Source organism: Alteromonas sp. AMM-1, assembly GCF_047290655.1.
In the GTDB taxonomy this organism is placed as follows: Bacteria; Pseudomonadota; Gammaproteobacteria; order Enterobacterales; family Alteromonadaceae; genus Alteromonas; species Alteromonas mangrovi.
Window position 1 is genome coordinate 69,740 of record NZ_JBLBUE010000003.1, and the last position, 20,777, is coordinate 90,516.

General features: G+C 48.7%; 19 protein-coding genes. 11 read left to right on the forward strand and 8 right to left on the reverse strand.

Annotated elements, in window-relative coordinates; translation table 11 throughout:
• Nucleotides 1-25: 25 nt before the first annotated feature.
• Complete coding sequence (locus tag ACLR2L_RS01340) at nucleotides 26-304, forward strand: hypothetical protein (RefSeq protein WP_140957920.1); 279 nt, start codon at nucleotides 26-28, stop codon at nucleotides 302-304.
• A 6-nt stretch (nucleotides 305-310) separates the two neighbouring features.
• Nucleotides 311-1,624, forward strand: coding sequence for an ABC1 kinase family protein (locus tag ACLR2L_RS01345; RefSeq protein ID WP_413365044.1), 1,314 nt, complete (start codon nucleotides 311-313; stop codon nucleotides 1,622-1,624).
• Between the two features lie 3 nt (nucleotides 1,625-1,627).
• On the opposite strand, the gene ACLR2L_RS01350 is transcribed toward ACLR2L_RS01345, so the two are convergent.
• Complete coding sequence (locus ACLR2L_RS01350) at nucleotides 1,628-1,936, reverse strand: DUF6482 family protein (RefSeq protein WP_413365046.1); 309 nt, start codon at nucleotides 1,934-1,936, stop codon at nucleotides 1,628-1,630.
• A gap of 243 nt (nucleotides 1,937-2,179) precedes the next feature.
• Here ACLR2L_RS01350 and ACLR2L_RS01355 point away from each other — a divergent pair, with 243 nt between their 5' ends.
• From ACLR2L_RS01355 to ACLR2L_RS01375, 5 genes are all read left to right on the forward strand, one after another.
• Nucleotides 2,180-3,025 carry a DUF3014 domain-containing protein gene (locus ACLR2L_RS01355; protein WP_140957923.1) on the forward strand — a complete coding sequence of 282 codons (846 nt, stop codon included), beginning with the start codon at nucleotides 2,180-2,182 and terminating at the stop codon, nucleotides 3,023-3,025.
• Between the two features lie 459 nt (nucleotides 3,026-3,484).
• A complete protein-coding gene (locus ACLR2L_RS01360) occupies nucleotides 3,485-4,774 on the forward strand; it encodes an amidohydrolase family protein (RefSeq protein WP_413365048.1) in 1,290 nt (429 codons plus the stop codon).
• A 56-nt stretch (nucleotides 4,775-4,830) separates the two neighbouring features.
• A complete protein-coding gene (locus tag ACLR2L_RS01365; RefSeq protein WP_413365098.1) occupies nucleotides 4,831-5,370 on the forward strand; it encodes a YqaA family protein in 540 nt (179 codons plus the stop codon).
• A gap of 154 nt (nucleotides 5,371-5,524) precedes the next feature.
• On the forward strand, nucleotides 5,525-5,986 hold the full coding sequence (locus ACLR2L_RS01370; protein WP_413365050.1) for a hypothetical protein: 462 nt from the start codon (nucleotides 5,525-5,527) through the stop codon (nucleotides 5,984-5,986).
• Nucleotides 5,987-6,009: 23 nt separating this feature from the next.
• Nucleotides 6,010-6,177 (forward strand): hypothetical protein, encoded by a 168-nt coding sequence (locus ACLR2L_RS01375; protein WP_181405118.1) that lies wholly within the window; start codon nucleotides 6,010-6,012, stop codon nucleotides 6,175-6,177.
• A gap of 3 nt (nucleotides 6,178-6,180) precedes the next feature.
• Here the strand turns inward: ACLR2L_RS01375 and tusA are convergent, their stop codons facing one another.
• Genes tusA through rph form a run of 3 tightly spaced genes read right to left on the reverse strand, consistent with a single transcriptional unit; the run spans nucleotide 6,181 to nucleotide 7,791 of the window.
• Nucleotides 6,181-6,432, reverse strand: a complete 252-nt coding sequence (tusA, locus tag ACLR2L_RS01380; RefSeq protein ID WP_413365052.1) for a sulfurtransferase TusA — start codon at nucleotides 6,430-6,432, stop codon at nucleotides 6,181-6,183.
• Nucleotides 6,422-7,063, reverse strand: a complete 642-nt coding sequence (gene pyrE / locus ACLR2L_RS01385; RefSeq protein ID WP_413365054.1) for an orotate phosphoribosyltransferase — start codon at nucleotides 7,061-7,063, stop codon at nucleotides 6,422-6,424. Before pyrE ends, tusA begins: the two co-directional genes overlap by 11 nt.
• A gap of 14 nt (nucleotides 7,064-7,077) precedes the next feature.
• Nucleotides 7,078-7,791 (reverse strand): ribonuclease PH, encoded by a 714-nt coding sequence (rph, locus tag ACLR2L_RS01390; protein ID WP_413365056.1) that lies wholly within the window; start codon nucleotides 7,789-7,791, stop codon nucleotides 7,078-7,080.
• Between the two features lie 200 nt (nucleotides 7,792-7,991).
• Here rph and ACLR2L_RS01395 point away from each other — a divergent pair, with 200 nt between their 5' ends.
• The 4 genes from ACLR2L_RS01395 (at nucleotide 7,992) to ACLR2L_RS01410 (ending at nucleotide 13,633) form a co-directional block, all read left to right on the forward strand.
• Complete coding sequence (locus tag ACLR2L_RS01395) at nucleotides 7,992-8,855, forward strand: YicC/YloC family endoribonuclease (RefSeq protein WP_140957929.1); 864 nt, start codon at nucleotides 7,992-7,994, stop codon at nucleotides 8,853-8,855.
• A gap of 302 nt (nucleotides 8,856-9,157) precedes the next feature.
• Nucleotides 9,158-9,463, forward strand: coding sequence for a helix-turn-helix domain-containing protein (locus ACLR2L_RS01400; protein ID WP_255052178.1), 306 nt, complete (start codon nucleotides 9,158-9,160; stop codon nucleotides 9,461-9,463).
• 5 nt (nucleotides 9,464-9,468) lie between these two features.
• On the forward strand, nucleotides 9,469-10,827 hold the full coding sequence (locus tag ACLR2L_RS01405; RefSeq protein WP_413365058.1) for a HipA domain-containing protein: 1,359 nt from the start codon (nucleotides 9,469-9,471) through the stop codon (nucleotides 10,825-10,827).
• Nucleotides 10,828-11,002: 175 nt separating this feature from the next.
• A complete protein-coding gene (locus ACLR2L_RS01410) occupies nucleotides 11,003-13,633 on the forward strand; it encodes a DUF2339 domain-containing protein (protein ID WP_413365060.1) in 2,631 nt (876 codons plus the stop codon).
• Between the two features lie 35 nt (nucleotides 13,634-13,668).
• On the opposite strand, the gene ACLR2L_RS01415 is transcribed toward ACLR2L_RS01410, so the two are convergent.
• The 4 genes from ACLR2L_RS01415 to ACLR2L_RS01430 all read right to left on the reverse strand — a co-directional run bounded on the left by ACLR2L_RS01415 (nucleotide 13,669) and on the right by ACLR2L_RS01430 (nucleotide 20,407).
• Nucleotides 13,669-14,145 carry a GNAT family N-acetyltransferase gene (locus ACLR2L_RS01415; protein WP_413365062.1) on the reverse strand — a complete coding sequence of 159 codons (477 nt, stop codon included), beginning with the start codon at nucleotides 14,143-14,145 and terminating at the stop codon, nucleotides 13,669-13,671.
• Between the two features lie 78 nt (nucleotides 14,146-14,223).
• Complete coding sequence (locus ACLR2L_RS01420) at nucleotides 14,224-15,720, reverse strand: tryptophan halogenase family protein (protein WP_413365064.1); 1,497 nt, start codon at nucleotides 15,718-15,720, stop codon at nucleotides 14,224-14,226.
• Complete coding sequence (locus ACLR2L_RS01425) at nucleotides 15,717-17,294, reverse strand: tryptophan halogenase family protein (protein ID WP_413365066.1); 1,578 nt, start codon at nucleotides 17,292-17,294, stop codon at nucleotides 15,717-15,719. Before ACLR2L_RS01425 ends, ACLR2L_RS01420 begins: the two co-directional genes overlap by 4 nt.
• A gap of 113 nt (nucleotides 17,295-17,407) precedes the next feature.
• Complete coding sequence (locus ACLR2L_RS01430) at nucleotides 17,408-20,407, reverse strand: TonB-dependent receptor (RefSeq protein ID WP_413365068.1); 3,000 nt, start codon at nucleotides 20,405-20,407, stop codon at nucleotides 17,408-17,410.
• Nucleotides 20,408-20,777: the final 370 nt, after the last annotated feature.

A 20,777-nucleotide genomic window follows, 5' to 3' on the forward strand; every position in this document is an offset into this window, starting at 1 on the left:
TGCTAGGTAAAAAAGGGCATAATGTATGACTGATACCCAACAACCTGCCAACGACACCGCAAACAACAAGAAAAATGTATTGTGGGTGTACCTCTCTGGCGCAATGGCAATCACTATTGTAGTAATGATGTTCATGCCTAATTCCGGCATGGGAGGCTCCATTATCGCTATTTACGGCCCCATGCTGTGGTGCGGCATTTTTGCTGCGGCGCTGGCACGCTACAACGAACGAAATGGCTGGATAGGATTTGCGATAGGCAGTGGCATTGGTATGCTGCTACAAGTGATCTCTCAGATAGTGTAGCGGGACATGTCCGACACGCCGAAATCCCGCCCGATACCCAGTTCGCGTTTATCGCGCATGACGCGTATAGGCGCGCTGGCGGGAAAGATAGCGGGCAGCGTGGTGTCTCAGGGTGCAGCTAAGCTACTTTCGGGCCAGCGCCCTTCGCTTTCGGATTTAGTACTCACGCCCAGGAATATCCAGCGTATTACCGACCAACTTGCCACGTTGCGCGGCGCGGCGATGAAATTAGGGCAATTAATTTCAATGGATGGCGGAGAGTTACTTCCTCCAGAATTAAGTGCCATTCTTGCGCGTTTGCGCGAAGATGCCGATCCTATGCCAAAAGCACAGTTACAAGCAGTACTTGACGACGCGTGGCAGCCAGGATGGCAAGACACATTGCTGTATTTTTCCTTTGCCCCAATCGCCGCAGCTTCGATTGGCCAGGTACATAAGGCCATTACGTTTAACGGCGAAACCCTTGCCATTAAAGTGCAATATCCCGGTATCGGCGACAGCATAAACAGCGATGTAGACAATGTAGCGAGTATTATTAAGCTATCCGGGTTATTGCCTGGCACACTCGACATCAAGCCACTGCTATCCCAGGCAAAAGCGCAATTGCACGACGAAGCAGACTATCTGCGCGAAGCGGCGATGCTTCGCCAGTACAGTAAGGCATTGGGTAACCATCCGGATTTTGTGGTGCCCGACGTTTTCGACGAATTTACCACCGCCACCACCCTCGCTATGACCCACATTAAGAGCGATCCGATCATCACTCTGGCGCAGGCCCCGCAAGCCGTGCGCAACCGGCTCATGACTGGCCTTTTTAGTTTGTTTTTTGATGAAGTGTTTTCGTTTCGCCTTATTCAAAGCGATCCCAACATGGCCAACTACCGCTATATTGCCGAGTCGGAAACCGTTGCACTGTTAGATTTTGGTGCGTGTCGCGACGTACCAGAGGCGGTGTCTAAAGGTTACCTGGCACTGCTAAGAGCCATGGCCAAGGATGATATGGCGGGCGTAGCCCAGGCCGCGCTGGATATAGGGCTAATGCAAACGACCCACAGTGAATCGCAACAGGCAACCGTAGTGGCGCTCGGTAAACTAGCATGCGAAGCATTGTATTGCGACGGCCCGTACGATTTTGCTAATTCGGACCTGCTCACCCGGGTACAGGCACTGGGTATGAAACTTAGCTTCGATGAAGACTTTTGGCACATTCCGCCGGTGGATGCTATTTTTATCCACCGAAAATTAGGCGGCTTGTATTTGTTGGCCAAACAACTCAATACGCAAATTGACCTGCGCGAAGCCGCCAGCAAATGGCTGTAAAATTTAATACGGCATATCCATACTAAACGGCAAGGCCATCGCGTGTGCCGCTTTGGGTGGATTACCTATCATCTCGTCATAGGGCGTGTCGTGTTTCATATACGATTTATCCACTGAACAATGTGCAAAGAATTCCCGGATATGGCCTGTGCTGTAAAAGCGCATTGGTTTGTCTGAATCATCGTAAACCAAGCCAGTTTGATTACCACAGGTAAGTTGCACCAGGTATACATTCATTTCAAACGACTGCACTTCCAGCACATCAATTGCCCAGACATCTGCTTCCAGGTCTTTTCGCCAGAATTTATACATAACTCACATTTCCGGTTAGTTGGTGATTGTGTATACGGCTGCACGGAAAAAATGGATGAAATGTAAATCAAACGGAAAAATCGTACCTGTTAACGGTTTACTCTTGAGGCCTGGCCTGATATTCAATAAAACAGTAAGCCGGTAATTTAAAAAAAAGAATAAAAAAACAACATTGAATTTCAGCGGATTGCCAATAACTCTGGTAGTATGAATTGAGCAACCATCAAATCAAGGTAGATATCTATGAGCGAGAATTCCGAGCAAAAGTCTTGGTTACCCTACGTCATTATCGGCGTGGTTGTGATTGTATTGCTGGCCGTTTTATTATGGCCTTCCAGTGAACCAACACCTGAGCCAGCCAAACCGATTGAGCCTCCTGCGATTGCGCAGCCAGAAACCATAGAGCCTGCAACCCCTGATGTCTTTGAAGCGGCCCCTGCACCCGAGCCGGTGGTGATCGATCCTAATCAGGAAATCGACCCCATGCCACAGTCTGCACCGGAGCCACAACCACTGGATATCAGTGATGTTGCTGTGAAAAGTGCGTTGGAAACCATTGCTTCATCACCCTTGATCAGTCGTTTACTGGTTAATGACGGTCTGCTTCAGCGTTTTGTTGTATCGACGACCAATCTGGCTGATGGCGATATGGCGCCGAACCATCGCTTATTAACCCCGCCTGATCAGGAATTTCGTGTGTATACACAAGCCGATCGCAAGTGGATTGATGCAGCCAGTTACAAGCGGTATACGCCTTACGTTGATGCACTTGAATCCATGAGCAACAGTGATCTGGTAAAACTGTACACGACTTATCTGGATGAGATTCAGGCTAAATATGCCGAAATTGGCGATCCAGACCAGTCATTTACTGAAGTCATGATTAGCGCTATTGATACACTGCTGGATACGCCAGAAGTGAAAATGCCAGTGGAAGTGTATACTGATTCGGTAATGTACAAGTATGCTGACGAGCGCCTGGAGAGTTTGTCTGGGCCGCAGAAACAATTGCTTCGCACCGGCCCCGATAATATGCGCCGTATAAAGGCGAAACTGCGAGAATTGCGCGACGCGCTGTCATCGCTCTAATCCTCTAAATTCAATTACAAAAAAAGCAGGTTACTTCAAAACCTGCTCTTTTTATGCTTATTAAAGGGCATTTCCCCATAGCCCGCCGGACTATTCTGCTGGTTAGATTGAGTTATCTGAAAGCGTAGTTAACGGGCATTTAATGCCGCCGTTTTTTTTGGCGTTCTGGTTATAAATAAGCGCGCCGACAGGCGCTGTACCGAGGTTTCCATAAATACGACTTCCTATTTGATTAGAAAGCCAGTATTGCTGAATTTCCTGCCGAGCACTATACACAACGTTGCCGGTTATAGCTGATATTCGCCTTATAAAGCTCCATGTCTAACGAAAAAAAGCCTGTGTTTTTTGCCTATCTGAACAACTTCACATAGAGTTATTTCTATTCCCTGGCGTTGATGCTTTCACCGGTATTACAGGGTAAGTACAACCTATTAATTACAACAACAAAAGAGAAGAACAATGAAATCCTGGTTAAAAACACTCACCCTGACAACGACGCTGTTGCCCCTGGGAATGCTACATGCCGCCACAGTAATTCATGCCGGAAACGCATTCACCGGCACCAGTGAAAAACTCACCGGCCCGGTATCCATAATAGTAGATGGCAACACCATTACCCGTATCGAAAAAGGTCATATCGCAGCAGGCGAGGGCGATACGCTGGTCGATTTATCTGACTCAGTTGTATTGCCTGGCCTGATGGATATGCACGTCCACCTGAGTTTTCAGCAAGGCGGTACGGCTTCATACCTAAAGCGCTTTACTCAAAACGAGGCCGATTACGCCCTAATGGCATCGCACTATGCGGAAAAAACCCTGATGGCCGGGTTTACTACCGTACGCAACCTTGGCGATAGCTACAACGAAACGGTGGCACTGCGAAATGCCATTAGTAACGGTATTGCTACCGGCCCACGTATTTATACCGCAGCCAAGTCCATCGCCACCACCGGCGGGCATGCCGATCCAAGTAACGGTATGGCCAAGCTCATTGCCCCGCATGTGGGCCCGGAAGAAGGCGTAATCAATGGCGCTGATGAAGCTCGTCAGGCCGTAAGACAACGGTACAAGGATGGTGCAGACACCATTAAAATCACCGCAACCGGCGGTGTACTGAGCGTCGCTAAAAGCGGTCAGAACCCCCAATTTATGGATGATGAGCTTACAGCCATTGTTGAAACTGCAAACGATTACGGAATGAAAGTTGCCGTACATGCCCATGGCAAAGAAGGCATGGTACGGGCAATTAAAGCGGGCGTGACCTCTGTTGAGCACGGTACTTACATGGACGACGAAGTGATGAAGCTGATGAAAAAGCACGGTACTTACTACGTACCTACCATCCTCGCAGGCAACTTCGTGGCCGAAAAAGCCAAAATAGACGGCTATTTTCCTGAGATTGTTCGTCCCAAAGCCGCGGCAATTGGTCCCTTAATTCAGTCAACCTTTGGCAAGGCTTACAAAGCGGGGGTGAACATTGCGTTTGGTACCGACAGTGGCGTATCCGCGCACGGCGACAACGCACAGGAATTTACCCTGATGGTAGACGCTGGCATGCCACCTGCAAAAGCCATATTAAGTGCAACCGTTAACACCGCCAAACTGTTGGGCATTGACGATACACTCGGTACGCTGGAAGCCGGTAAACTGGCTGATTTAATTGCAGTTAAAGGTGATCCATTGGCCGATATATCCGTGCTTGAGCAAGTACAGTTTGTAATGAAAGACGGTAAAATTTACAAACAATAGGGCAGTAAGTACCAGTGAAAAACGCCAAACGGGTATTAAAGCAAAAGACCAAGGCAATGATTGAGTCACGCAATATGTTGCGTGGTATTACCATTGCCTCGTTTTTAGAATCAACCATTGTGCCTATTCCTCTGGAAGCGGTGTTGATTCCTTTAATGCAGGCCAAACGCGATAAGCTCTGGCATATTGCGTTGATGGCCACCGTTGGCTGTATTATTGGAGCCCTGTTTGGTTATGCACTGGGGTATTTTCTGTTTGACGCTATAGGCGATTCCCTGATTGCGCTGTTTGGCAGTGAAGCACAGTTTGAGCGTGTTGAAGCACAAATGGCTACTCAGGGTTTTTGGTTTGTACTAACGTTGGGCATTGTGCCCATTCCCTTTCAAATTGCTATGCTGGCTGCAGGCGCCACCAAGTATTCCCTGGCACTGTTCTTACTGGCTACCGTTATAGCGCGGTCAATTCGGTATTTTGGGCTGGCGTTGGCAGTTAAACTACTTGGTAATCAGGCCGAGCAATTTATCCGACGTTATCGCACCAAAGCCATGATTGGTATCACGCTGGTGTGCGCGGGCCTGTGGCTGGCATTGAACTAAGCTACTTTATACTTCTACACGGCCCTGTTCGCTTGAGCAAGTTTACAACACACAAAACTCATTTTAATTAATACCCAAAATCGCAATTGATAATAATTATCATTTAGATTAAATTAATTGTATTACGCTGCGATTCATAACAAAGGAGGCCTGCATGCGTACACAATTATTGTGCCCTGTATATCGGAAATGGCTGCGACTTCATCCTGATCATGCCAGACAGGCTCGGCAGATATTGCGCAAGCAAGCACGCGATTATCAACGTAACGGCGATCTTCAAAAAGCGTTTACGTTCAATCAGCTGGTTTGGGAAGTCGCGCAGTCGGTGCTATTGGCATTGCGACCAATTGACCAGCATGATAGCGAAAGCCAGAAAGATCTTTTGTTTTTTGCTGCATCTGCCATAGCAGTCGACCGCTGCGCCAGAGCTAACAGCTCGGTAAACACAACGCCAGGCCATTCTGCTGAACATTCGGTAATACAGGATACTCAGCAACAATTGGCAGCCCTGATGCCTTTGTATGCCAGCGAACCCAGGTTGCTACACATAATCGAGAAATTAATGGGTTGGCTACGATCAGGATCACCCCATTTAACGCCCACCCTATTGCATTAGTTAACACCACAGAGAGGACGTGTATGAACCCACCAGAACCGGAGTTTGTAAGTGTGAAAATGCGCGTGAGTGTGTTAAAGCGCTTATTGCAAGGTCACAACATCCATTTGTGTGACGTGCACGGTACGTCGGCAAAGCAGAAACAATGCCTGCAACAGTTGCTGCTGCAGGCAGTATCAGAAGCGAAATAGCGACTACACGCCTTTCTTAATGAGATAGCGGTAGGGTAGAGATTCGGTGTCTGAGGCCAGCAAAGTATGCTGCATAAACCGGCAGAAACTGGGAATATCCCGCACAGTAGCAGGATCATCAGCAGTAACACACAATGTTTGGCCGTCTTCCAGTTTACGCATAGTCATACGCAGCATCATCACAGGCTCCGGGCACCGTAATCCCAGTGCATCCAGTGCCTGATCGGCGTTATCAAAGTTACTGCTAGATGCCATAGGCTTCGCGGTAGGCCTTAATAGCTGCAATGCTATCGTCATGGCCACCTGATTGTTGCAGGTAAGCAAGTACATCTGCCAGCGTAACAATCGATACAACTTTAGTACCGTAGTCGCGCTCAACTTCCTGAATGGCAGACAACTCGCCTTTGCCTTTTTCCTGACGATCCAGTGCAATCAATACACCCGCCAGCGTAGCACCATTGGCTTCAATCAGCGTCATAGACTCGCGAATTGCAGTACCCGCTGTGATCACATCATCCACCAGCATAATTTTGCCTTCCAGCGGACTGCCTACCAACGTACCGCCTTCGCCATGTGCTTTGGCTTCTTTGCGGTTAAAGCAGTAAGGTACATCGTTATTGTGGTGATCAGCCAGTGCAACGGCCGTGGTGGTTGCAATAGGAATACCTTTGTACGCCGGGCCAAACAGCACGTCGAATTCAATGCCTGCGTCGGTTAGTGCCGCAGCGTAATAACGCCCCAGTTTAGCCAGGTCGCCACCGCGATTAAATAAACCCGCATTGAAGAAATACGGGCTTTTGCGACCAGACTTTAAGGTAAATTCACCAAATTTAAGCACGCCACGGGCAATGGCAAACTCAATAAATTCTTGTTGGAATGCTTTCATTAAACCAGCCTGCCTTAATTTAATGCTGCTTTTTGAATGTCGAATAGTTCGCGCAGTCCGTGCTTGGCAATGTCGAGAAGCTCCTGTAACTCGTCGAAGGAAAAGGGTTCACCTTCAGCGGTACCTTGCACTTCGATTAGTTTACCGGTTTCGGTCATTACTACGTTCATGTCTGTTTCAGCCGCAGAATCTTCTACATATTCCAGATCAGCAACCGGGGCACCTTCATAAATGCCCACCGACAGCGCAGCAACCATAAATTTAAGCGGATTTGCTTTAATAATGCCCTTGTTACGCATGAAAGTAAGTGCGTCGACCAATGCCACACAGGCACCGGTGATAGACGCCGTACGCGTCCCACCATCGGCCTGGATAACATCGCAATCGATGGTAATGGTGTTTTCACCCAGTTGTTTTAGATCGACTGCTGCACGCAGAGAACGTGCAATCAGACGCTGGATTTCAAGTGTACGGCCGCCTTGTTTGCCGCGAGACGCTTCGCGCTGAGAACGTGTATGCGTGGCACGAGGCAACATGCTGTATTCAGCCGTGATCCATCCTTTACCCTGACCCTTCATAAAGCGCGGAACGCCTTCTTCCACCGTTGCATTACACAACACTTTGGTATTTCCGAATTCAACCAGCACCGAACCTTCTGCGTGACAGGTATAGTTTCGGGTAATGGTGACTGGGCGAATTTGACTGGGGGTTCTGCCGCTTGGGCGCATGGTGATCTCCTGAAGTTCCCAATATGAGTGCATTGAATATTAAAACGCGCATAGTATAGCGTAAATGGTAGCGGAAAATGAACGGCCATGCGCCGATGTTTCATGTGAAACACAGCATTTCCACCAAAGGTTAGGGTTAACGTACGCTATGTAGTATGATTAACCACAGTAAAATCTACATTATGCCAATTGGATACAACATGATTTACAGCATGACGGCATTCGCGCGCAGCGAAGTTAAAAAAGAGTGGGGCACGGCAGTATGGGAAATACGCTCGGTGAACCAGCGCTATTTAGAAACGTACTTCCGTTTACCCGAACAGTTTCGCGGGTTAGAGCCTGTATTGCGCGAGCGCTTTCGCCAGCGCCTGCAACGCGGCAAAGTTGAGTGCGCATTGCGGTTTGCCGCCAATGACTCTGCTGTAACCAAGTTAAGTCTGAATGAGCAGTTAGCTAAGCAAGTTCTGCACGCTGCCGACTGGGTGCAATCACACGGCCAGTCTACCGGGGTTAATCCACTGGATGTGTTAAAATGGCCCGGCGTAATTGCCTCTGAAGAAGCCGATATGGACGCCATTCAGGCCGACATGCTGGAAGGTTTGGATAAAGCCATGAACGACTTTATTACGGCGCGCGGGGCTGAGGGTGACACGCTTAAATCACTCATTGAACAGCGCCTTGATGCCATTGAGGCAGAAGCTGGCAAAGTTGCCCAACGCATGCCGGAAATCCTGATCTGGCAACGGGAAAAGATTCTTACCCGCTTTGAAGAAGCCAAACTGGAACTCGACGCCGCACGTGTAGAACAGGAAATGATCCTGTTGGCACAAAAAGTCGATGTGGCAGAAGAGCTGGACCGTTTAAATTCACATGTAAGCGAAACCCGAAAAATCCTGAAAAAAGGCGGCGCATGTGGTCGCAGACTCGACTTCATGATGCAGGAATTCAACCGCGAATCTAACACGCTGGGTTCTAAATCTATTAGTACAGATATCACACAGTCAGCCGTTGAGCTTAAGGTGCTGATTGAACAGATGCGTGAGCAGATCCAGAATATTGAATAACGCTTCAAGCTGATTCATGTCGTTAAACATATCCATAAAACCGCCGTTTAGGCGGTTTTATTTTTTCAGGCTGTTGATTAGGGGCTGTGCCACTCACCGTATTGGGCTGAATTATAGTCGTGCCTATACGATTGGCATCGTCCGGATACTCACAACATCACACTAAATAAATCACCGATATTGGTTAATTATTTTTTTGAAATTGACGCAGACTCATAAAATCACCCTTAACGGTGAATATAATTGTTATTCGTAGATTTCACGCTATAATCACCGATACTAATGAATATTAGAGCAGGGCGATGGCAAAGAAAGTCACTAGTTCAAAAATGCCTGAGGCAGAATTTATTGAAAACGCGCATGTTTTGGGACAACTGATTAAGGCAAAGCGCACAGAGATGGGCATGAAGCTCGCCGATTGCGCCGCACTATGCAATGTGGGTATCAATACATTGTCTCGCATAGAAAATGGCAATGATAATTGCACCCTGGCTGCTCTATTTGCCGTGCTACATGGACTGGGTATCAAACTTACCTCACCGTTGCTTTCACCTGAATCTCTTAAAAAGCAGGATGACTCAAGTAACAGTGATAACGAGTGGGTATAAAAACCATGCCAGCAGATAACATTACTCCACCATCAGAATATACGTTGCTTATCCAGTTGGCAGCTCGCTGTATTGGAAAACTAACCCTGGATAAAAGCACCAACCTGCTCAAACTTGAATACGAGCAGGATTGGCAGCAAACAGGCTTTCCACTCTCTCCTGCACTGACGTTAAATAATGTCCATTCTCCCGAAGTCGCCTACAACTATCTCGACAACGCACTACCCGAAGGAGAAGCGCGCAAACTCCTGTCTGAGCACCTCGGCGTCTCTGAAAAGAATGTCTACTCCCAGGTGCGAGCCATCGGCAATGATTTGGCGGGAGCCTTCTCATTTAAGGCAAGTAAACAAAAATCATACAACGCATCAGAAACAACTGGTCCGCAATTCAGAGTAATTGAACCTGACGAACTAACCAAGCGCCTGGCCAGCAAGGAAGATATTGGTCTGTTAACATGGGACGACAAACCACGACTGAGTGTGGCTGGCGTACAAGACAAGCTCAACATATTCATTAACGAGCAGGGGAAACTTGGGTTTGGCGACGGGACGTTATGTTCAACCCATATACTCAAGTTTGAAAAGCACAATTGCCCCAATCTTGTTCTCAACGAATACTTCTGCATGAAACTGTCTAAGGCAGCAGGCCTGCCTACCGCAGATGTACAATTTACTCGCTTCGAACAATACCCTGCACTGATTGTAGAAAGGTTTGATCGTAAATATGCACCTGAACAATCAAAAGTGTTTCGCAGACATGTGATTGATGGCTGTCAGGCACTGAACCTACCACGTGACTACAAATACGAGCGAAACTTAGGTGATGGAAGAGATGTGCGACATATTCGGGATGGCGCAAGCTTGCGCCGACTCTTTGAATTAGCACATACAATGACATCGCCTGTTGAGAGTCTTCAATGGCTCATCAACTGGCAGCTGTTTAATGTAATGATCAGCAATTACGACAGTCATGGTAAAAACGTCTCGGTGTTTTTTGATAAGCACAATAATCGATTTACGCCTGCGTATGATTTAGTCAATGTTGCCATGTTCCCGCAGTTCAAACATATGCTCGCAATGGCAATAGGCGATGAGTTTGAACCGACAAGTATAAACGCATACCAACTGGCTGATTTCGCAGAAACCTGTGGAGTGAACAAAAAGCTTTTGAGCCGCCAGTTAAGTGATTTGGCTGATAACGTTATCGCCATACTGACGCAACAGCCATTTATTGAGACAATAACGCAAGAGACGCACTTCACCGAAGACGACCGACATTACATGGCTGAGGTGCAAGCGCACATTCTCGCACGAACACAGCACCTTAGATCACAAGCGCCGGACATACCGAGTATCGAAGTATGAGAGCGAACAGTTGCTTTAGCTTCACGCTAAATACGTGCAAACTTCTGGAAACCGTCACAGGTATTCGTACATCAGCTGAAAAAACTATCAGCTCCACCGCCATTGCATATTGCTTAAATTTCACGCACAGTGATACCTCATAAAAAAAGAATAAGAACAGGAACCTAGGCCAGGTATGGAAACTGAACTCTTTTCAATTCTGTTTAATGTATTTTTACTTGTTGGTGTGTTGTTTGCGTTTAAAAGCCGTCAGCAAATCAGTACGTTGCTGCAACAAATTGGTTTACTGCAGAAAACCGTAGAATCACAATCCCGGCAAATCGAAGAATTAAAGCAACAAATCAAGTCAGCACCCTCTGATCCCGTACGCGATGTGGCAAAACCTACGCCAGCAGTACCGCAAGCAACCGCTTCGGTGAATACTCCACCACCGGTATCAGCTAAACCTGCTGCGCCATTGAAATCACCAACTACGCCGGCAAAGCCTGCTAAGCAAGTGCCCAAGACGGTAAGCACGTTCGACTTTGAAGCCTGGCTAAGAGGAAATGGCATTTTTTGGTTGGGCGCAGCCGTGCTGGCTATTGGCGGAATCTTTTTGGCTAAGTACTCTATTGAAGCCGGCTTGTTGCCGCCATCGGTCAGGGTAATTCTGGGGGCATTGTTTGGCTGCGCTCTCGTGGCCGCTGCAGAGCTGGCCAATCACTTCAAAGCACGCCTTCGTATTAACACGCCTTATATTTCCGCAGCGCTGGCCAGCGGCGGCGTGATCACCTGTTTTGCGATGGCACTGGTGGCGTTTGATTTTTATCAGTTTATTTCGGCCAATGTGGCGTTTGGTGTGTTAGCCATTATTTCGTTGGCATCAACCTATTTAGCACTGCGATTTGGGCCGGTGCTGGCAGGCATTGGGATCATTGGTTCTTATGCGGTTCCCGCACTGGTTTCAACCGGCTCCAATAATGTATTTGCCTTGTTGTTGTATGTGGCATTTGTGTCGCTTTCTGCGGTTTGGGTAGCTGAATATGTTAAACAGCGCTGGGTGTGGTGGCAGGGTTTTGCGGGGCACTTTATCTGGTTTGCTATTGCAACGGTGATGGCCTCCACCAGCGACGTGTGGATCCTGTTTGTATTCACCTTGGTTTCGCTTTATTTGTTTGTATTGTCTGGTGTATTAGGCTGGGCATTAACAGGCACCATGACAGCGGCGCTATCAGTAAAAACCCTGCTGATGCCCAGAAAGGAACAAACGGGTGTCGTGTTGTCACTCTGGTTGTTGTACGTTTTTATTATGCTGAGTAACCCCAATGATGTACTGGGGTGGATAAACTTGCTGTTGGCAGATGTTATGCTGGTAGCGGCTTTCCGACACAGTGCTCTGGATACCTGGCCGTTCTTTATGCTCTTATTCGCGCTGCTTTCCTATGAAAATATGCACGATCTGACTTCTTTCGAGGATGGTTTATTCCCCTTTAACGGGCGTTATTTATTCGCGCAGTTGGTTACCTTATCGGGCATTGCCTTTAGTGTGTTCATGTTGGTGCGCTTTGCCGATCGCCCAGCTTATTTGCTCCTGTTAGTACTCACGCCGGTAAGCATGTTGGGGGTAAGCTATGTTACCGCCCCCGTTGAAGCTGAAACCTATTTGTACCCGCTTTGGGCGTTGTATATGGCACTCATTGGAGCAGGCGCATCGATTGCAGCGGTGAAATCCCGCGTACCTATCCGCCAGGTTACCTATCTGATTCTCGCCAACTCTATGCTGGCACTGTGCTTTACCATGTTGCTGTCAGCCAGCACGTTAACATTGGCCATTACCGTGCAGGTAGCGTCAATGAGTTATCTGAGCTGGAAATTCAAAGTGCGGATCCCGGACTGGTTGTACAAAGCCGCCTTGTTGGTGGTGATTTGCCGGTTAACCCTGTCTCCCTGGGTAGCGCACTACAAACACGAAACCATTCTGGGTATTCACTGGACCCTGGTTGTGTATCCAATGGCTCTGGCCCTTGTTGGTTTTGCGATCAAATACAACCCATCCACGCCGATGCGCGCATGGCTACAAGGCGTTATGCTGCATATTGTGGCGTTGCTGGTGACCACCGAAACCAGCTATCTGTTAACCGGCGATTACCCGGATTTTGTAAATCTGAGCTACACAGAATCGATATTGCTTTCGCTGAACTGGCTGGTGCTCTCTGCCGTATATTTCTGGCGAAGCCACTTGTCTGGCTCGCTAAGCGGGTTGTATCAAAAAGCGGGGCTTGCCCTGATGGCCCTGGCCACCTTGCTTCAGATGGATATCTCCCTGCTGCATTCGCCTTTTATCACACAGCAATTTGTAGGTGAAGGCTGGGTAAACTGGCTGTGGTTACAGTGGCTAATGCCCGCTGTGGTGCTGGCTATTGTGATGAAGTTTCAGTTGCTCCCAAAACAGTACAGCAACGCCATACTGAGCGTGATTGCCGTGCTTGGCTTCCTGTTTATCAATGGTGAAATTAGAGCCCTGTTTAACCTTGGCTACCTGCGCCTTGGACCTCCCATCCAGCAAGCCGAACTATATACCTATTCAGTAGTGTGGCTGGCTATCTCTACCCTTACCATTTACCTGGCCCAGCTTCGTGAAAACAGTGCGCTTGTTAAAGCCGGGTTTATCGGGCTGGCGGTAGTGTTGCTAAAAGCGTTTGTAGTAGATATGGCCCATCTTGAAGGGCTGTTTCGTGCGTTGTCGTTTATTGGCCTGGGATTGTGCTTAGTCGAGATTGGATGGCTGTTCCAGAAGATGCAAAAAAACGAACCTGAGCCTGTCTAGTCCCTTTTGAAAATCCGTTTTTTGGGATGCAAGCTTCAGGCTTTCGACAGCAGCATGTCTACATGAGGAATACCGTCTTCCAGGTAGTCCTCTGACTGGCGCGTGAAACCAAAGCTTTTGTAAAAGGCTTCCAGATATACCTGCGCGCCAATCTGAATATCTTCACCCGGCCAGGCTTGCTCACAGCCCTTCAGCGCTTCGGCAACCAGGGCATGGCCCAGCTTCTTACCTCTGGCAGACTCAGCAACGGCTACCCGACCAATGCTAACCTGCGGATAGCTCACCCCTGGCGGCAGCAAGCGTGCATAGGCCACCAGCTCTGGCTCAGAATGAGCATCACCCAATCGCTGATAACCCAGCAAATGATACACATGCTGCTTGGTATCTTTGTCGTCCAGTTCCGGATACGGGCAGTTTTGTTCAACCACAAACACATTGGTGCGCAGCTTTAACAGCGCATATAGCTGATGGGTAGTAAGCGATGAAAACGGCAGTAACGTCCAGGTGATCATGGTGTATTCGATAAAGGTAAAACAGAAAGGCCGATTAAAACAAACTTACCGGCCTTCAGGCAATCACTGCGTAAACAATCACACGCCCAGATACTGTTTTAAGAAATCGCCGTGAGCAGGTAGCGCTTGCACCTGTTGAGATACATGCTGATGCAGGCCGTTCATAAAGCGGGTTAGCTCTTCAATGCTCATTTCGTCTGCCACCCGGTGATACTGCTCAGGTACTAACCCTTGACCCAACATCACCTGCGTCCAGGAATCGACCCGGAAAATATCCCCATCGTCCAAAAACACCCGGCCGGTTTCTTTAAACAGATTGATTTTGTGGGTCAGAGAGTCGGGGATCGCCATGCGCTGGCAGTGTTGCCAGAATAGCGAGTCATCCCGATGAGTGACTTTGTAGTGCATAACAATGAAATCGAGGATCGCAGCCATTTCACTGTTGTACTTGTTGTTGTATTCGTCGATAGCACTTTGGGTTACCCCATCGAACGGAAACAAACGCAGCAGACGAATAATACCGGTCATGATCAGGTGAATGCTGGTGGACTCCAGTGGTTCAATAAAGCCACTGGCTAAACCCAGTGCCACGCAGTTTTTATTCCAGCCAAGGCGACGTTTGCCCGGGGTAAATTGGATCACTCGGGGTTCGTTAATTGGGTTGCCGGTTACCTGATCCATCAGGGTTTGCTTAGCCTGATCATCACTCATGTAGCGACTACAATACACCAGCCCATTGCCTACGCGGTTTTGTAGTGGAATTTGCCAGCGCCAACCAGCTTCATGGGCAACGGAACGGGTAAAGGGGGCGGGTGCTTCAACGCTTTCAGTTTGCATGGCAACCGCGCGATCGCAAGGTAACCAGTGCGACCAGTTTTCATAGCCGGTATGCAGTGCCTGTTCAATTAACAAGCCCTTAAAACCGGTGCAGTCGATAAACAGGTCGCCGGCCAGAGTGCGGCCGTCTTTTAGGGTTAACGATTCAATGTCTCCTGACGTGACATGCATATTCACAGTATCGATGTCGCCCTCTACGTGGGTAACACCGAGCTTTTCAGCAAATTGCCGCAGGAATTTGCCGTAGGCCACCGCATCGAAATGATACGCAAAGTTAATCGGCATTCTGTCGCTCATGCCAAACTTGTATTGCTGCGCGGCTTTTAGTTCAAAGCAGTAATCACCGAACGCTGAGCCCAGGCCTTCCTGCTGTGCCCGCATCCAGAAATGGTGAAATTCACCTGCCCAGCATTCGCGGCCAGTTACACCAAAGGAGTGGATATAGGCATGATCAGGTTCGCGCCAGTTGGCAAACTCAATACCCAGTTTGAAGGTGGCATTGGTAGCGCGCATAAAGGCTTTTTCGTCTATGCCCAGCAATTTGTGGAAAGTGCGAATAGGCGGAATCGTTGCTTCCCCCACTCCAACAATACCAATGTCTTTCGACTCCACAAGGGTAACATTCACAGACTTGCCAATTAATCGAGTCAGGGCAGCGGCGGCCATCCAGCCTGCCGTTCCACCACCGGCTATGATCACCTTGTTCACTTTATTGGCGGATATATCAGGCTTGTTCATAACGGCGCTCCGGATGAGTGTTGATAGCGTTCGCGGATGGCGTTGAGTAACGCCCGGTTATCGGGTAATCCCTGGCTAAATTGCAAAAGCGTAGCCTGTAATTTTTGAGAAATCGCACCAGCGCGATTTAGCATATCGCTGGCATCGGCTAGCGTGGGTGATTGGGTTTTAAAACCCATGCCGTATAACACAAACTGGTAGCTGGCAGAGGGAAATATTTCTTCGTTTTGCACTATGTCGTAGCGTGACGGCGGCTGATATTGCCACAGCGATAATAAGGTTTTCAGTGAGTCAGGCCAGGTTGCCGGATCGCGATGGGCATTCCAGTAAGCATCGTTGATGCGCTGATTAATGGCATAGTGAAGTTTTACAAAGTCGATGACTCGCGCCCAACGGTAAGCAAAGCGTTCGTTATAGCGGGCCGCGAGAATACGCATGTGATCGCGATTTTGCGGGAATTGCTCGCACAACATACGCACTCCCAGTTCCACCATGGCAACGGCCGACGCTTCGAGCGGTTCAATAAAGCCGCTGGCCATTCCCAGCGAGAGGCAATTGTGAGTCCAGAACTCAGTGCGATAGCCGGGTGAAAATTGCAGCTGTCTGCACGTTGCCTGCTCCACCACATCGAGTGGTAATCGCTTGGTGAGATACCGCTTTAAAGACTGCTCAATATCGTCTGCAGACGCGAAGTCACTGCTGTATACCATGCCCACACCACGGCGGTGTTGCAATCCAATATCCCAGCTCCATCCCTGCGGATGCGCGGTGGCAAGGGTAGTGGAGGCAATAGTATTGTCCTGCTCATGGTAGGGCACCTGTACTGCCATCGCAGAATCGTTCAGTAAAATGTCTTTTACCGAGTGCCACGGCACACAATAATGCTTGCCTGCCAGTAATGCTGACTGCCCACTGCAATCAATAAACAAATCCCCTTCAAGGGTTTGCCCGCATTGGGTGGTTAGGGCTTTGATATCGCCATTGTGGTGGCTGACCACCTGCTCGATGTGTGCTTGTACATGGCGTACACCTAACTGGTTAACGCAATGGTCTGACACCATTTCGGCCAGCCTGGTGGCGTCAAAATGATAGCCGTAGTTCAGCACATAGGCATAGTCGGGGGTGGCTAACTGCTTGGGCGCTTTGTGCTGCTCACACAGCTCAGGTTGTACACTGAAAGCGCGATCGTATGGCTTATTACTGTGAAGCGCTTGCCAGCAAGCGTGCACATCAATTTCGGTGTAGCCTGCCGGATTGGTGAAGGGATGATGATAACGGTCGTGCTCACTGCCATCGCGCCAACCAACAAAAGTAGAGCCTTGTTTGAACGACGCCTGGCAATGGGTGATGAATGCCGATTCCGACAAGCCAATTTCACGGAGTGTGTCGCGAAGTGAAGGCCAGGAGCCTTCTCCTACGCCAATGGTACTCACGTCCGGCGACTCGATCAGGGTGATCTCAATGCCCCGTTGACGCTCGCCCTGTTTACCGAGTTTGGCTGCCAGCATACCGGCGCACAGCCAGCCCGCGGTGCCACCACCCACAATCACAACCTGTTGAATAGGTGCATTCACTGCTGCATCCCCTTCACGTAAATTCTGTATAAACGTGACCTACTTTAACGCAAAAATGACGCAGGGGGGTCACTTCCCTGCGTCATTCCACTTATTGCTATGAGTAAAGGTGTTTAGAACTTGTAGCGTACGCCAACGGCATAACGCGCACCCAGTTCATCCAGTCTCCATAGCATGGCACTCGTTCTGCCATGACGGCGGGCATTTTCTTCAGTAATGTTGATCCCTTCCAGTGACACGGTCAGATCTTCGCTGAAGTCATAAGACACGCTGAAGTCGATTTGTGAATACGCTTCGGTGTAACCCGGCTCGTTCACATACTGCGATGTGGTATCCAGGAACTTGTCACGCCAGTTGTAAGCGATACGTGCCTGAATGCCTTCTTTTTCGTACATCAGGATCAGGTTAGCGGTATCACTCAAACCAACCAGTGCAAACTGGGTTACCGACGGATCAGCGTTGTTGTCGAAGCCGATATCACCTGTAACGGTGGTGTAGTTACCCATTACGCCAAAGCCACTCTCGCCAAAGAAGTGCTGTGCCGCCAACTCGAAACCATAGATGTTGGCCGCGCGGTTGTTCACTGGCTTAGAGTTAATGAAGGTCATTAACGGATCATCTGCATTTGGCAGCACATCGTAAGCGGCTTCAAACTGCTCGTCGGTCATTGACGTGTAGTCCACACCGTTTTCCATGGCGGCAACCATGTTGAACAACGTGGTATCGCTTAATGGAATGCCTAAGCGCTCCAGTTCAGCGGCAGCAGCCTGGGCACGTGGGCCGGCAGTCGCGTCGCGCAGACCAAAGATGTTCTCTTCAACCTGTTCGTTACCAATAAAGTTCTTCACGCGCTTGTCGTAGAAACCTACTGACACATAGCTGGTTTCGTCGAAGTAGTACTCGAAGGACAGATCCAGGTTGTCAGATTCCAATGGTACCAGCGCCGGGTTACCCGAACTTGCTGTAGCCGTTGCACCGCCAGTTAACAGGGTAGGGCCGCTAGGTGGAGATACCGTTGCTGCAGCACTCAGGTTGTTATACGTTGGGCGAGCAATGGTTTTGCTGTAAGAGAAACGCGCAATCATGTTTTCTGCAACTTCGATGTCGAAGTCTAACGCAGGTAAAATGTGATCGTAGCTGGAATCTACGCTTACGTCTTCCATGGCGCTACCAAAGCGCACGTTAAAGTCGTTGTTGCCTTCCCAGGCAATACCACTTGGCAGACTGATGTTCGCAATAGAGGTCACATCGGTATTTTCGTAACGTACACCGGTTAGCAAGTTATACGGCATGCCTTTTAACTCGCCGTCCAAATCAATTTCGAAGTACACCGCAGTGATGTCTTCTTTGATGGTACGGTTAGTCGCAAACGGGTTGTCTGCAACTAAGTTAAAGCCGTATTCAGAAGCAGCAAAGGCACCCAGTTCGGCTACACTGCCGGTAAAGCCCTGAGAGAAAATACCAGAGGTATTAAAATCGCTGAACTCTTTTGCCAAATCCAATGGGGTAAGGATACCGGCTGGCAATTCACCTGGGTTTTCGATACCCCAGTTACCCATAGTGTGACGGGTCAGTGATTGCAGCGACGTGCTTTCCATTGAACGTGATTCGATACCAAAATGCACGCTGCCAGAATCTAATGCATAAGCACCGTCGATACGCGCTTGCGTGATTTCAGTGTCTTGCAGTGAATAGTTCATATCCAGAATTGACGTACCCACATCAGCCTGGTCCAACACACCGTTTGGATTCAGGTTGCCACGTGATACATCGTCGTAATCCACCAGCATGATGGGGAAGTCACCGCTGAAGTCAGCGCCTTGTCCGCGCACAACGTTTGCCCCCAGGCCAAAGTTGGTCCAGGTGCCGTAAGGTGCGTCAGGACGGCCTTCTGCAGATGAGTTGTGGAAATCAAATTCCAGTGTTAAGTCGTCGTTAACAAAGTATTCGATGTTCAGACCGATAGACTTGTTCTCGTTTACCTGATTCAGTTCCTGCATAGCAAGACCTAAGTCACGAGGCAGTAAGTCACGACGTTCCTGTGTAATGTGAATAGGTGTTTTTACCGTTTCGTCATCGAACGTTAGTTCGGTGAAGTAACGGTCATCCATCCAAATCGACTGTTCAGCGCGTGCTTCAAACAGGTCTTGTTTTGAATAGGTATAGTCCAGCGTGGCAACCATGTTGTCACTTGGCGCATATTGAAAAGTCAACTGAGCGTTGGTTCTTTCACGCTCGCGATCAGCCATGAAATAACGCAAGTCAGATGGGATCGCAAACAATTGGCCCATCGCTGGCGCGTTGTTTAACACAACTGCGTCACCGCTGGCTGGGTTAGATGGATCAGGTGATTGAGGAATTGAGCCATCAAACGGATTAACACGCCACTGGTTTACAAACGCACCCTGAGACGCGCTGTCACGTTGTTGGAATGATCCAGAGAAAGTGAAACCAAATTTTTCGTCGTCGCTGACGAAGTTGATCATACCTGATACTTCAGGTGTTACATCATCGCCAACGCGATTGGTAGTATCGGCCAGGGCTTTCGCGCCCACACTGGCTGTAAACCCCGTTTCCGGTGCGTCGAACGGACGTGCAGTGCGAATGTTAATTGACGCACCAATACCACCGGTTGCAATGCTTGCACGGCCGGTTTTATACACTTCCACCGCGCGAACACTTTCTGACGCCAGGTCAGAGAAATCAAATGCACGAGAGTTAGGTGCACCACCGCCACCTGGCAACGCAGAACCAGGCATGGTTCTGCCGTTAAGCGTTACCATGTTAAAGTCAGGACCGAAACCACGCGCGGTCACCTGGTTACCTTCACCGTTGTTACGGCTAATTGAAATACCTGTAATACGTTGCAGTGATTCTGCCAGGTTGGTGTCTGGGAACTTACCGATATCAACCGCAGAGATAGCATCGACTACCCCGGATGAGTCGCGCTTGATGCCCATTGACTCCTGAACACTACCGCGAATACCGGTTACCTGAATAACTTCTACGTCATCCTTTGCTTCCTGCGCGTGTACCGGAAACAGTAAACCTGATCCCAGTATTAACGACAGACTGGTCGCAATTTTGGTTTTCTTAACAATTGTGTGTGTCACCGTCTTTCTCTCTTCTTTGTTGTGCTTGAAATTTACGCTTTCAAGAAAGGGCTTTCCCCAACATATCAAGAGAAGCCCTCACCCATCAAGAAAGCGCTTTCTCAAGCTATAAGATCACCAACCAAAGATCAACATATTTTTTACATTACCAAAATTTCGTAACGCAATTGATTAACAAAACACATGACAAAAGTAGATTTTTATAGTTCAAATACAGATAAATAGCGGGATTCAGCGTTTACCTTGATTGAAAATGATTTTAGTAAATAAATATTTCAGCAATGAATATTTTTACAAGAATTATAAGAAAGCGCTTTCTCAAACTATTTTGTTTGTGCTATAAACCAAACACATTTTACGCTGCCCAAAT